Annotated in this window: 13 protein-coding genes and 2 pseudogenes; 4 read left to right on the top strand and 11 right to left on the bottom strand. The window is 59.3% G+C overall.

The window, feature by feature from the left end; genetic code table 11:
- Both U1737_RS09940 and U1737_RS20730 read right to left on the bottom strand, forming a co-directional pair.
- Positions 1-1,172: hypothetical protein (locus tag U1737_RS09940; RefSeq protein WP_332796671.1), on the bottom strand; the 1,172-nt coding region annotated here is incomplete at its 3' end.
- A gap of 371 nt (positions 1,173-1,543) precedes the next feature.
- Complete coding sequence (locus U1737_RS20730) at positions 1,544-2,269, bottom strand: Crp/Fnr family transcriptional regulator (RefSeq protein WP_443027113.1); 726 nt, start codon at positions 2,267-2,269, stop codon at positions 1,544-1,546.
- A 324-nt stretch (positions 2,270-2,593) separates the two neighbouring features.
- Between U1737_RS20730 and U1737_RS09935 the strand changes: the two genes are divergently transcribed.
- Both U1737_RS09935 and U1737_RS09930 read left to right on the top strand, forming a co-directional pair.
- On the top strand, positions 2,594-2,761 hold the full coding sequence (locus U1737_RS09935; protein WP_332796670.1) for a hypothetical protein: 168 nt from the start codon (positions 2,594-2,596) through the stop codon (positions 2,759-2,761).
- 99 nt (positions 2,762-2,860) lie between these two features.
- The gene (locus U1737_RS09930; RefSeq protein ID WP_332796669.1) at positions 2,861-3,007 is read left to right on the top strand and encodes a hypothetical protein; all 147 of its coding nucleotides are present in this window, start codon (positions 2,861-2,863) and stop codon (positions 3,005-3,007) included.
- A 681-nt stretch (positions 3,008-3,688) separates the two neighbouring features.
- Here the strand turns inward: U1737_RS09930 and U1737_RS09925 are convergent.
- The 7 genes from U1737_RS09925 to U1737_RS09895 form a co-directional block, all read right to left on the bottom strand.
- A complete protein-coding gene (locus U1737_RS09925; protein ID WP_332796668.1) occupies positions 3,689-4,834 on the bottom strand; it encodes an alpha/beta hydrolase in 1,146 nt (381 codons plus the stop codon).
- Between the two features lie 189 nt (positions 4,835-5,023).
- Positions 5,024-5,413, bottom strand: coding sequence for a hypothetical protein (locus U1737_RS09920; RefSeq protein ID WP_332796667.1), 390 nt, complete (start codon positions 5,411-5,413; stop codon positions 5,024-5,026).
- Positions 5,414-5,599: 186 nt separating this feature from the next.
- A complete protein-coding gene (locus tag U1737_RS09915; protein ID WP_332796666.1) occupies positions 5,600-6,157 on the bottom strand; it encodes a hypothetical protein in 558 nt (185 codons plus the stop codon).
- Positions 6,158-6,234: 77 nt separating this feature from the next.
- On the bottom strand, positions 6,235-6,507 hold the full coding sequence (locus U1737_RS09910) for a PadR family transcriptional regulator (protein WP_332796665.1): 273 nt from the start codon (positions 6,505-6,507) through the stop codon (positions 6,235-6,237).
- Positions 6,508-6,952: 445 nt separating this feature from the next.
- On the bottom strand, positions 6,953-7,285 hold the full coding sequence (locus U1737_RS09905; RefSeq protein ID WP_332796664.1) for a hypothetical protein: 333 nt from the start codon (positions 7,283-7,285) through the stop codon (positions 6,953-6,955).
- A 203-nt stretch (positions 7,286-7,488) separates the two neighbouring features.
- The gene (locus tag U1737_RS09900; protein WP_332796663.1) at positions 7,489-8,829 is read right to left on the bottom strand and encodes a S41 family peptidase; all 1,341 of its coding nucleotides are present in this window, start codon (positions 8,827-8,829) and stop codon (positions 7,489-7,491) included.
- Positions 8,830-8,832: 3 nt separating this feature from the next.
- Positions 8,833-9,324 carry a MarR family winged helix-turn-helix transcriptional regulator gene (locus U1737_RS09895; RefSeq protein WP_332796662.1) on the bottom strand — a complete coding sequence of 164 codons (492 nt, stop codon included), beginning with the start codon at positions 9,322-9,324 and terminating at the stop codon, positions 8,833-8,835.
- Positions 9,325-9,643: 319 nt separating this feature from the next.
- On the opposite strand from U1737_RS09895, the pseudogene U1737_RS09890 reads away from it, so the two are divergent.
- Positions 9,644-10,018 (top strand): annotated as a pseudogene (locus tag U1737_RS09890) (site-specific integrase); the annotation flags it as partial.
- Between the two features lie 132 nt (positions 10,019-10,150).
- On the opposite strand, the pseudogene U1737_RS09885 reads toward U1737_RS09890, so the two are convergent.
- Both U1737_RS09885 and U1737_RS09880 read right to left on the bottom strand, forming a co-directional pair.
- Positions 10,151-10,330 (bottom strand): annotated as a pseudogene (locus tag U1737_RS09885) (PepSY domain-containing protein); the annotation flags it as partial.
- A gap of 29 nt (positions 10,331-10,359) precedes the next feature.
- A complete protein-coding gene (locus U1737_RS09880; RefSeq protein WP_332796661.1) occupies positions 10,360-10,695 on the bottom strand; it encodes a hypothetical protein in 336 nt (111 codons plus the stop codon).
- Between the two features lie 112 nt (positions 10,696-10,807).
- Between U1737_RS09880 and U1737_RS09875 the strand changes: the two genes are divergently transcribed.
- Positions 10,808-12,910: a TonB-dependent siderophore receptor gene (locus U1737_RS09875; RefSeq protein ID WP_443027112.1), complete on the top strand. Its 2,103-nt coding sequence runs from the start codon at positions 10,808-10,810 to the stop codon at positions 12,908-12,910.
- The last annotated feature ends 139 nt before the right edge of the window (positions 12,911-13,049 follow it).

Genomic DNA, 13,049 nt, shown 5'->3' with positions numbered 1-13,049 from the left:
CGTCCAGGCGGCAACAGCAAGCCGATGTCCTCACCTGGGCGGATTGCTACTCGATCGATCGGGACCGAGGTATCCGGCTCACCTAAGGGGCGGGCCTCGATCACACGCCACCCCTTTACCGGTCGCAATTTGCGGGGAATGGTAATGATCCTGTCGCCTGCCATCTTACGCCAATCCGGCCGTCCGCGCGTGAACCGCTCGGTTGGATGGTCGATGATTAGATCGAACGTTCCGGCGGGTTGGTCCGAAGGTAAGGTCGCGAGCCGCATGGTTTCGCTACCGCCCCGGCATGTCGTTTGTGAGATAGTAAGAGGATCAATACCGGTCTTTTCTTTAAGCCGTGCGGCCATCCATTTCTGACCATCGGCCCGAGGAACTTCGGTTGCATGCGAATAGCCTACGTGAATCAACAGCTTGGCGGTCGGGTGACTCTTTACAAATGCCGCTAAGTTGTTGGCCTGGGCTTCTTCTCGAAGAGCAATCTGCTGGCTCTGATTGACATCCTTGCTCGGCTCGTTGTGTGTGTTGTCCTCATAAGGCAGCAGGCGATAGCCAAGAGCCTTGGCTTGCCGCCCGAGCCGCCCGTAGCCCGCCTCTGAAGAGTAGTGGCCGTCGTCGTCAGAAAGATAGGGCAGTTCCGGATGGCCAAGAAGCGAGGGCAGATACCGCTGCGGTACAGTAGCCGGCGGATTAGACAGCGTTTCCAGCCCCAGCGTATCGTAACCCAGTGGGCGCAGGCGTCGTACTACTTCCGCAGTAAACCGGCGGTGACGCGATCGTTCGTGGCTTTCGTTGATGATGACTATGGAAGTCCGCCCGGCTCTACGCACGATTTCATCTACAGCCGCTGTCGCCAGTGCAGATGGTGAGCAGTTCGTAGGTTTATAATCGTCGCTAAATGCTGCGATTAGATCCTCACGCCCGAACAGGCTGAGGGTCTGTGTGTCGCCATCCGATACAATGGGATTGTCTGGATCGATTCTCGACAGGTTCTCCAATTTCCAAGAGATCATGGAAGGCAGACTATTTACCTGAACGATCTCGAATGGCTGTGAGAGTATTACGCGCTGCCCTAAGACACCGGGTTGGTCTGTTGCACACGAGCTAAGCGAGGCAACAAAAACTGCCGCGATGAGCTTTCGTGAACTCATATCTGGAATAAGTATGCGCATATCGAATGCTACCGGTCACCTTTTCCGATTTTAACTTTTGGCGAGCGTGAGAGCTCCCGCGTTTTCAAGCTTCTGATGCAAAATTCACGGATCTCGCATCAGCCCAAGGACGGCAGGAAACCAAGGGGGCCGGCGATTCAAAAAGACTGATGCAACTGGGATACCCGTTTAGTGATCGGTTTCTTGGGGGTGGGTGCCCCAAAGCAGACCGTCGGCTTTCCTTCCCATGCCGGCCTTTCGCCTACCCCAATCCGCCGTTCCCGGGCGCCAGCACGTTCCCCGATTGCGTACAGTCATTCAACAAGGCAGCATGCTCGATCATGAATAATGTATTGCCAGCATGCACCCCGCCGATTCCCACGATTTATCAATCATTCGCTACCCGGCAAGTGTAGATACCGAGCGTTGAAGTCGACATGATTTCGTAGTTTCGCGATGCTCGGTATTAGAAGCTGTCGGCCGACCTTCACGATCAACCCATCGGCCTCGAGCATTTTAAGCATCCTATTCACATGTACAGATGTCAAGCCGGTGGCGTGCCCCAACTGTTTCTGCGTCATCGGAATATTTATTACGTCCCCAGTGGAAAGACCCCGCTCGTCCATTCGCGCTGCGTGCTCACATATGAAATGCGCAAGGCGAGTTTTCGCATCACGTTGTCCAAGGTTCAGAATCCATTCTCGACATATAGAATTGTCAGTCAAAACCGAGAGCAATACAGCTTGGGCAATCGACGGAGATATGGTGAAAATATTACGAAGTCTGACTGCTGAAACGGTTGCAATCTTAATATCTGTCAATGCTCGGACATCGTGGTCAGCAGTTCTCAGAAAAACATTTGGTAGGTCGAGCGCATCTCCGGGGATGACAAGAGCCACTATCTGTTGATGACCGATGGCAGTGACCTTTTGACGGATCGCGATCCCGCTTATCAAGATTGAACAGGTGTACGCGAGGTCGCCCTCTCGTATGATATAGCTGCCCGCGAGTACGTCTCGTCGCGTTACGTCCAACGATAACAGAGCCTCCTGGTCACTCGCCGATAACGGGAATGTTTCAGAGAGGCGGTGCGTAAAAACTGAAAGAGATCTTGCCACAAAAATTCCCCGAAAACTTTAGTCCTGCCGCGAGGAACAAGGCCAGATACGCGAGGATGATCGGGCGCTATATGCTGGCAAATAGCAACCTCGTATAGTCCACTCACGTTCGTTTCAGCGGATAGCTGTTCTCCTTTGAACATGGACATTCCCGAAATTCGATTGAAATTGCGAATGACGATTTTAGCAGTCGTACGGCTTTGCCAACGCTGACCAAGGGTCAGCCAAAAGCAGGTTGCATCGTGGCAAAATCGCCTTAAATTGTGGCAGGCTTGCTGGCGTTAAATCAGGTGTCAGTTAAGCAGGTTATACGGGTTTATATGCATGTCCAATGAGCCAGCCAAGACGGTGAAGGATCTGAAGACCCAGCTGGAATACGCCCGGTCGTTTGCCGACAACCTCAGCTTGCCCATGGTCGCAGTGTATATCGAACACGCGATTACTAACCTTGAAGCTGCTGAAAAATTTAACAAACGGCACGGCGGCAATTAAACCAAGTTAGGTACACGAAGCGGGACGGGCCGTATGGCCTATGGGCTAGGTCGCCGCAGCTGGGGACTAAGCGCTTTGGCAGATTCAAACGAGAATACAATGATGCTTCGAGATCGACGTGAGGCTTTGCAGAACCTCCGGGCCATTCTCGAAAAGATTCTGGTGGAGGCGCAGGTGTCGGACATGCCGGTTGTCGCTGCGATAGTGACGAATGCCATCGCAGCGCTTCCCGACGAAAATGAGTAGTTTACGATGATCCGCTACCGTTGGGTATCAGGCACAATCGGGGCGCTGTTCACCGCCGATATGGCGTCGCCGCGGCCTGCCGGGTGTATGGCCCCTAACTACCACCGACGCTGAGCCTCTCCCGATCAACTATCGTCTATGAGAACGCAGCAGCCGCGCAACGTCGGCTATTGCCACCCGTTCTCCCGAAAGCCGCCAGTCCGCTTTCCTCTCCATTGTCGGCATTCAGCTGCCCGATATGTGGAAAACCCGGTCGTAATCACCATTGTGCGACAAACAGGTGTTTTGCGTCACCCGGGCCGGCCCGCCATCGCTCACTTGCAACAAACATCGGACCCAGTAATGACCTGGCCTGCTGATAGATCACGCTTTCGGTGAGGCCCGCCGCGGATGCTCCGCTGACCCACATCCGGGCGCTTACGCCCCTTCCCTCGCTTCCCAACTTCGGACGCTGGTTCATCTTCGCAAACTACCGATTTCGAAGCCCGGCTATCAGCTCGCGAACCTCGTAATGAGAGAGGAGAGCGGAACGGCTACTGTTCGAGCCAGAACAGGCACAAACCCGATGAACGTTCATGTCGAGCGGACCGCGACCTAGCGCCGTCAAGCGCCCTTTAAAGGCTAAGAACCGGCGCCCAGAAGCAGCAATCGACTAGTCGTCGAGCGGCGAGACCGTGCGCGTTACCGCACTTGTCGTATACCCCTGCCACTTTTCGACGACAGTGTATCTCTAAGCCAGTCGCCAACGACTGCCACAAGGCGAGGTGATCCGAGGTACGGGCCCAACTTCGACGCCTCATCCAGCGCGCCTGCGACTGCGCCATCCTGGAACGAATGGCCGAGCCCGGCCAGCATCACAACTCGAGCGCGGGGGTTGCTCGCCAAGGCGGCACGTGCCGCAGGTGCGTCGTCCACCACCGTATCCTTGGTCCCGTAGATCGCTATAACGGGTATGTGCAGGGCCTTGAGATCCGAGGCCGAGCGTAACTTGCTCCCTTTCCAGGCCTCTGGAACGTCGATCATCGCAAGCGCTTGTTCCGCCTGCGGCCGCGGGAACCCCGCTGCCTCGAACCGGTCGACAGCGTTTGCCCGAAGGCGTGAGATCGTTGCCGCATCTCTGCTGTCCACGCGAGCCTGAAGCAAAGTCATAGCCGCATCCGTCGCCGGGCCGACGAGGGTGTCACGGCCGCCGACAACCATCTTCATCATCTGCCTGTAAAGCCCCTTCCTGACGTAAGGCAGCCCGTCGCCAACATTGCCCGCCAGCGTCACCACGGCTGCAATGTCGGGATCGGCAGTCGCCGCAGCGGGCGCAATCACACCGCCCCCGCTATGGCCGACCAAAGCGATGCGGCTGCCGGCGATATCCGAGCGATGGCGCATCGCCGCAACAGCGGCTGCAGCGTCCGCGGTCAGCCGCTCGGGATCCTCTTCATAGATGCCGGTCGACTGCCCGACCCCGCGCTTGTCATATTCCAGAGCAGCGATGCCGTCGGCGGACAGGCGTTTGATTAGCTCGGAAAAGCCGCCACGTTTATTGGGTCCATTCCCCTGGATCATCACGGCCAAGGGATAGGGACCCTTGCCGTGGCCTGCCGGCAGGTACAGCGTTCCCGCCAGAACAACATCCGGCTCGGATGAAATGCGAACATCGGTCGCGATCGGCCCGGGCACGGCCAAGCCAAGCCGGTTCGGCGAAGGTTTGTCGACAGCTGCCTGTGACTGCGCCTCTACGCGGCCCGTGATGCCTGTCGCGAGAAGCGGAAGAAGGGCCGTTGATAGCCGTATGGGGGACCACCGGAACGCATTGGTCATGGCTTTCATCATTGCTCCACCTCCTTACCGTGCAGCACGGCCGGTATGCCGTGCCGAAGTCTTCCCACCGCTCGCTGCCGACCAGTCGCTCGTAGCGTTCAGCAGCCTTGGCTCCCGCTACGGAAACATATGTAGATTTGTGGGTCCAGATATGCTGGCTTCGGATCTGATCACTCAAGCTGATTAACAGATGCTTCCAGATTAGTTGCGAAGATTTGGCGTCAGCCTTTTGAAGACATAGGGTGTCAAACCCTCATGTAGCGTAAGCTTTGTCGCTGAAGGTAGCCTGTCGAGGCGCAGCTTGCGCACAGAGCGCGTTCCATCCACGTCGAGCCCCTGATCGGATACGGCGCCGACATCAAAGCGTGGCAAGATGTACGGCCCATCTGCATCTCTACCGACAATGTAGGATATGGTTTGCTGATCGTTGAGCAGCATCTCGCCATCGGCTAGCTTTATCGTGCCACAGAAGTCGTTTGCGAACAGGCCGTTCGCGCTGGCGTCAACAACAGGCTTACGAACGAAGAGAAATAAAGCGATGAGCAAGACAGTGCCGGCTGCAACGACACCTATGCTAAGTACACGTCGCATCTTCGCTTCCCTTTCGCGTGTCGGACGCTGTTCCTCTGAACCCGTGCACGGCTTCGGCGTTTCGTCGCCCCTCCGCGTTGAGCCTCGCCACCCTCGTGCTAAGCATAGCAACATATGTAGATTTATGAGTCAAGAGGTCCGCAGAGGTCCAACCAGCCGCGAGGATTGTTGAAGGGTCCCTACAAGCTACCGGGCAAGCAAATCGCGCGAGGCGCCGGCAAGAACCCGAATGTGCCAGCGCGAAATAGATACCACCGCCACAAATTCGATCGCCAGCTCCGCAACTTGCGCCCTCAAGGACGACAAATCGAGCATCAATACGCCCATGAATAGCGACAGCGTGATCATTGCCGCTCCAATCAGCGTGCCGCACTTCACGATGCGCGGCCAATCCCCCTCTACGAGCATCCACGCAAGACAGAGGTGCACCATACCGAGCAGAAGCCATGTGATAAGCAAGATCGGGATGGCGCTGTTCTGAGACCAGATCAAATAGAGATTCGGTCCGTCGGCGGCGCTTGGGATGCCGAAAGGAGGACCTCCTGCCGAGGATAGGAAGCCGACCGCCTGCTGGAACTGCAGAACTGCCATCGGGATGAGTAACCCCAGGGCGAGCGCGTAGTTCGCAAGGATGAGGCGTCCTTCGCTGTGCTTCCCAATCTCTCGCCACGCTGCAAACAGGCAGCCGAGAGCGAACAGGAATGGACGCCGATCCTCCACTGCGGCTTCGAACTCCGCTTCCATAGCCATCGCCCAGGTTCGGCGATCCGAGCCGAGAGACCGACTGGCCATTGACAGCAAAGCCCGCGAAACAGCTAGTGTCACGCGAAAGCGGCCTTGGTGAAGGTCAGTGGGCCGGCAGGTGTCGCCATCCGCGCAAATGCCACTCCAGCATTCGTTAAACGGTACGCATGTCGAGCAGGACGGCCAGGGCGTTCCGGTTCGCGCCACTCGGCCTCGACAAGCCCTTGGTCGGTCATGCGGATCAGTAGCGGGTACAGCGTTCCAGACAGAAGCCCCGTTTCTTTCATCAGATCGTAGCCGTGGCGCCACTGCTGAGTATGCGCCGACAGCGCCTCCAGCAAGAGGAGCATTTGCTTCGATGGTCGACGATTACGGCCCATGCCCCTACTCAACTTAAGTAGAGTTATCTGTCAACCGCCCAGCAGGCAGTATGGACACCCCAATCCGCCTTTTCGACGTTGGTAAGTGCCTGCTGGCGGTTAGCGAGGGAAACGGGGTCTGTGGACCGTATGTCACAAAGCGCCCAGCTCCGAGAGATCCGCCAAAGACGTGGATCGACCAAATCGAGCGATTCAAATTGCTGAACTTGGTCGCGGGCAACAATCATGAAGCGCAATTAACAAACGGCCAAAATTGGGATACGGAAGCTACCAATAGATGATCGATAGGAGGCGAAAAACGCCCTGCCCTCCGGCTTCCGGCCGGACCCACAAGCGGAGCCTTACGGCATCTTCCCAGTACAGCCAAACCGGCCGTTCGTTCGTTCGTTCACGTAAAATCGGCGGGCCAAAAGCGCTAGAAGCGCCACTTTAGGGTTACCGCCGCAGCGGGTGTTACAACCGCAGGGTTTTGGCTTTGAATTACGTGAAGCTTTGTTTCTGCGTTAAGCGGCCCGGTGAACTCACCGCGTAGCGGCTTCGATGCAAATTTTGCCTTATCCGCGTCAGAAATCCAGATGTTCATGTTCTTGGGAGCGCAAACGATTATTTCATCGGTCGGGCTGCGGTCTGCGCAAGTCGCTTCTTTACGATGAACCTTGTCAAGATCGAATTCGGCCATCCGCGGCGTGATGGTAGTCTGAGCACCAGACGCTGCAAAAAAGGCAGCCACAGCTGCGCTCAATACCATGAAGCATTCCGTACGAGCACAGCTTCATCTCCTGCCACGGCAATGCTTATCGGCTGTCCCGGTGGCGACCGTGTTGTTTCAATTTCCACAGTATTTGGGCAACAACATGGCTGGCGGAGGAAAAACAATGGTCCATGTCGTTCGCGATCCAAACCCCCAATTCCCAACCATCGCTTCAGTTTTAGAGAAAAGGCAAAGCTTACTTACTTGCTAGGATCAGGACCGATAAGGTCAATAAACTTGCCGTCTGAGTCGAGCATGATTCCGACGAGAAGGGTGCGATCGGGATAGACGAGCGTAAACTCATCGAACCCGAACCCATCGGGCCGTCGAAAGCGGATGGCCTGCGGAACTGGAAGTGGTTGCAGGCGGCGGTGCGTAGCCGCCAGCGCCGCGCGGCCTGCCTCTGAGGCGTTCGGTTTCATCAACGTGTAATCAGGCTCAGGCGCGGTACGGCCGGCAAAGAGGCGGCGCAGCATTGCCTCCCCGCCCCTGAGCGCCACGGTCCGCGGCGCGAAGACTGAGACGGGGGACGCCGCTTCGATCGTAGCGGCAGCGGGCACTTGTCCGAGGCGGCGTAGCGTCGTGGCGAGCGCATCCGCGGCGGGGACCTTGAGATCGGGCTGCACGCCACGCCCTTCCCAGTTCGATCCGGTAACGGGACTCTCCGCACGACCGGTCGGGATAAACGCCATGACACCGTGTCCAATGAAAATACGCTCCCCGGGGTTCGCGCCGCCACCGGTCACCTCGCCGACAACGGTGCCGAGCTTCAGCGTCTGCATGTCGTAGGCGAGCTCCTCGCCGCCCGAAAAGGTATTGCCGCTCGTAAGGACATAGGCAGGCACACCGGCGAAGCTGACCGGGGTCGGCTCGCTGAAGAAGGAATCGCGCCTGAGCTCGGTGGTCCCTGCCTTACGCTCAACGATGCTGTTGATCTTGGTCCGCTTGCCCGCAGAAAGAAGAAAGCTGACTAGGTAGCTTACCGATGCCGGATCTCCGCCTCCGTTGCCGCGCATGTCGAGGATCAAGGCGCGACTGCCCTCCAACCCCGCCATCGCGCGGTCGAGCGCTGGTTTGAACGCCCAGGGGTTGGCGAACCCGTCAATTTGGAGATAGCCGATTCCGCCGGGCAGCCGATCAGCGCGGACGATCCCCGCCTCTCCGGCTGGCATCGACGCAACGCTCGACGCTGGCCGGTTCGTTGTGTCGAACACCATCAGATGTTTGTCGGCCATGACGCCGCGGAGGTCCTTGGTCAGTCGCGTGGCGAACGTGGACAGATCCACAATCCGATCGTAGGCGCCCGACGCTGCGGCGGCGGTGATCGCGGCGGCCCCCTTCTCGCCGACATCCGAGTAAACGTATTTGCTGCGCAACTCGGTCGACAAGCGCGCCACGATCGCTGTGCGGGCGGCCGCGTCGAGATTGGAAGTCCGTGCAGACGTGGCCGAAGCCGTGACGGTTTGAGCGCGGGCAGACGGTGGCATGGAGAAAGCTAATAAAGGGAGGACCATAATGAGGGCATGGCGACGGCGGGACATCGATTACTCCTTGGTCGATTTGAGAGCGGTGAGACGCATTGGGATCGATGACGCATCAAGCTGGGCGTCAAAGCGATCAAGGACTGAGATCAGAGAAGCGCCGATGTCCGCAAACAGGCCATCAAACAGGGGGTTGAGGTCCGCGTTGAAAGCCGTGAGCGCGGCAGCCTCGTGACGTGCCTTGTCCGTCGGACTTAAAACCCGTCGCCGGCCATCGGACGGATCAGCGTTTATCTCGACCAAGCCTCGCTCTTGGAATTCCCGTGCCATGCGAACGATAAGCGGGTGAGACAACCGTAGGCGTCGCGAGATTTCTACCACCCCGATCTGTTGGTGCTCAACGATCAGCAACAGCATCGAAGCGCCGCGCGGTGGAACGTCGAGGCCTAGCTGGAGTAGAACGCCGCTTATCTCCTCGACGATACGGTCCGACGAGCGGCGCAGTCGATGCGCTAGGAATGCGCTTCCGTGTGACTCGATGTAGTCGGCCATCATCAAAAGATGTTCGGTAACAGGTTACGTGTCAAGTTACGTATGTTAGGTGCCGTCTACTGAGAACTACGACTGCCCAGGTCTATCGGAACGGTTGGTTTGGGGATCCATCGCCAATCTACTGAACCGCCGGGGATCAGTCGAAGGACTTCCGAAGTTTTCCGGCCAGACCCACTTCCGGGCGCACAGAGATGGCCAGGCGTCGCCCCAAGCCGAAAGCTCGTTCAGCATCATCGCCGGCTAATCAACCACATTTCCAAACCGGCGGTTTACTGCGCATGCGTATACTCGATTGACCGATCTGGGCCGATGGAGATAGTCGATGGGTCACTCGTCAATGGACCCCGCCTTTCACGAACGTCGGCCTTGGAACGAAGGCCAGCTGATTGGTGCGAAGCGGGCGCTGAAACAGCAACAGGTCTGGGCCATTCGCTTCTGGCTCGACCAGCAGAGGCGACTGCGCGACCGAGCGCTGTTCGACTTCGCCATCGACAGCAAACTCCGCGGCTGTGACGTGGTCAGGGTGCGGATCGGCGATGTAGTTTCCGGCGGGCGCGTCCGTGACCGCGCCGTCGTGGTTCAGCAGAAAACCAAACGACCGGTTCAGTTCGAGATAATGGACACCGCGCGAAAGACGATGCGGGCATGGTTGGAGCGACGTGGGGGGACACTGAACGACTTCGTTTTCCCGAGCCGCAACGAGCTGATAATAGACGCCTTTCTCGGCCGGGACGCCCTTCGCATCGGGTTGGTGGCGGTGAAAGAACACGCCCAGGCCGTGATCGCCGATCTCGAACAGATTGACCGCCTCGCGATATTGCGGCGGGGTCTGCGCGGTCAGGCGACGCATCGTCGCGTCGATCGGCTGCTCGAACGACGAGCGCGGGGCAAGATGGCCGGCAGACCATGCGCCGATTTCGTGCGCGAAGACCGCCACGGCGCCCGTCAGCACCACGGCATAGAGCAGCAGGCCGAGCAGGATGCCGGACCAGCCGTGCACCGCGACCATCGCCTTGGTCTCGTCCTTCTTCAGATGGATCATCGGGCCTCCCCAAGGACGGGCGCAGCGGCGGGCGCGGCTGTGACGAAACGATAGGCGACCATGCCGCCGTGCACGAAAAACAGCACGGCCCCCACCAGCGCGACGCGCGCGATCCTGCGATCCAGGCAGGCATGGAGAACAGCATCGCCCAGATCAGGGGCGCGAAGACGAGCGGAAATGCCAGATTGTCGATGCCCGCCGAGCCGCCCGGCAGCCACAGCGGCATGCCCGCAAACAACGAGTGTTACGACGATCGCGCCCGGCCCCGCCAACAAGGTTCGCGCCCATCGCTGACGAGGCTGGATCGGGGTTGTGTGCGTCATGGAAGACATAAGGACCGCATAAATGCACCGGGTAATGCTGGCAAGCTAATGCTATTGATAATCTGTCGCAACGATATAAGAACGCCTACAATCGAACTGGAACGAGACGAAGGGGCGGAATATGGGGAAGTTGATCGTTGCGGCCGGTATGGCGAGCGTGCTGGCCAGTTCTGCGGCCTGGGCTCAGGATGCGGAGCCGGTCGCGCCGGAGAATGAAATCGTGGTGACCGGCACCATCGCCGGCACGAAGACCGAAACCCCGCTGATCGAACTGCCGCAGCCGCTTACAATCATCCCGGCGGACCAGTATCTGTCGCAGGGCGCGATCAACATCAGCGACACGGTAAAGTACGCCGCCGGCGTCCTAGCCAATCCCTATGGCCGCGATACGCGAGTCGATGGCTTCAACGTGCGCGGCATCAGCGCGCTGCAGTTCCGCGACGGCATGCGCGACATCTTCTCCTATTATGCCAGCATCCCCTCTGACCCGTATAATTTCTCACGGGTCGAGATCGTGCGCGGCCCGGCATCGGTGCTGTTCGGGCAGGGCTCGATCGGCGGGCTCGTCAACCTTGTCTCCAAGACGCCCGAGTTCCGCACCGGCGGCGAGCTGAACCTCGTCTATGGCAGCTATGACCGCAAGGAGGCGCTAGGGGATGTCAACCTGGCGCTCGGCGACACGCTGGCGATCCGTGCGGTCGGTCGCGTGCGCGACGCCGACACCTTTATCGATCATATGCCCGACGACCGCGTGATGTTCGCGCCGTCAATCCGCTGGCAGCCGACGCCGGACACGGACCTGATCCTGACCGGCCTGTACCAGAAGGACGATACCGGCTCGACCTCGCAGTTCCTACCGATCGTCGGCACCTTCGCGCCCAATCCCGACAATCCGGGCGGGCGGCTCGATCCCTACACCTTCGTCGGCAAGGCCGGCTGGGACCGCTATGCCGACCGCTCGCTCCAGGGTGGCGGGTCGCTGGTCCACCGCTTCTCGGACACTCTTCGTATCAGCCTGAAGGCACGATACATCGACAGCGACCTCGAATATTTCACGCATTACGCCGACAGCTATACCAACCCGACCAATCCGTTCGCGGTCTATGGCACCGATGGCCGCACCATCGGGCTGTACGCCGAGGCCAGCGATGCGCGGATGAATGTCTTCTCGACCGACAACAACGTCCAGCTCAAGTTCAACACCGGCGCGAACGTCGAGCACACGCTGCTGGCCGGCCTCGACTATAGCTGGAACAAGGTCGGCAAGCGGTTCGCGACCACCGCGCTGGAGACGGTCGATCTCTACGACAGCGATTATGCGTCGCTGCAGACCTACGACCCGAGCGGCCCGTTCGCCTATGATTCGCAAAAGCAGCTCGGCGTCTATCTGCAGGACCAGGTCCGCTTCTTCGACCGCGTGTCGGTGATCGTCGGCGCCCGCCGCGACCATGTGACCAACTCGTCGGGCCAGAAGGACAATGCCACCACCTTCCGCGCCGGCATCATCGGCGAGGTCGGCGCAGGCTTCTCGCCCTTCTTCAGCTACACCGAAAGCTTCCTGCCGATCGCCGGCCGGCTGACGGGGCCCGGCGGCGTCCCGACCGACCCCTTCAAACCGCAGATGGGCACGCAATATGAGGCCGGGGTGAAGTGGCAGCCCGATTTCCGGACGCTGGTCACCGTGACCGGTTTCAAGATCAAGGAGCGCAACCGCGTCCTCTATCTGGCGAACAACGTGACGACCCAGTCCGGCGAATTGTCCACCAAGGGCGTCGAGTTCGAGGCGAGCCGCGTCCTGCCGCGCAATTTCGAGCTGCTGCTGAACTATGGCTACAGCCAGCTCGATTCCGACGTGAACACCAGTCTCGACTATATGCCGCGCCACACCGCGTCGGTCTGGTCGACCAAGACCTTCGGCGACACCAGCGGGCCGCAGCTGAGGCTCGGCGCGGGCGTGGTGTATAGCGGCAAGAGCAAGTCGACCGGGGCGCTCGACCCCTATGGTCTCAACGCCGGGATCGCGCCCGGCACGCTGTACACGGTCGTCACTCCGTCGCGCACGACGGTCGATGCGCTCGCGGAGATCAGCTGGGACAAATGGCGCCTGGCGATCAACGCGACCAACCTGCTGGACAACCGTGGTTTCGCCTCCTGCCTCGCGCGTGGTGACTGCTTCATGGCCGCCCCGCGCAACGTGATGGCGACGCTCGGCTTTCGGTTCTAGCGGGCGACGCCTTGGCATCACTGTCCGGCGGCATGGATGCCTGCGGGCAAACGCCACCCCGGTTGGCTCTTCCCGCGATAGAAGCAACCGGACTACCAGCGCATCACGGTCAATCCGGCCTGTTCGTTCCAGCTTACCC

The organism is Sphingomonas fucosidasi (genome assembly GCF_036663855.1).
Lineage (GTDB): Bacteria > Pseudomonadota > Alphaproteobacteria > Sphingomonadales > Sphingomonadaceae > Sphingomonas > Sphingomonas faeni_B.
This window is presented reverse-complemented; position numbering and strand designations above follow the sequence as displayed.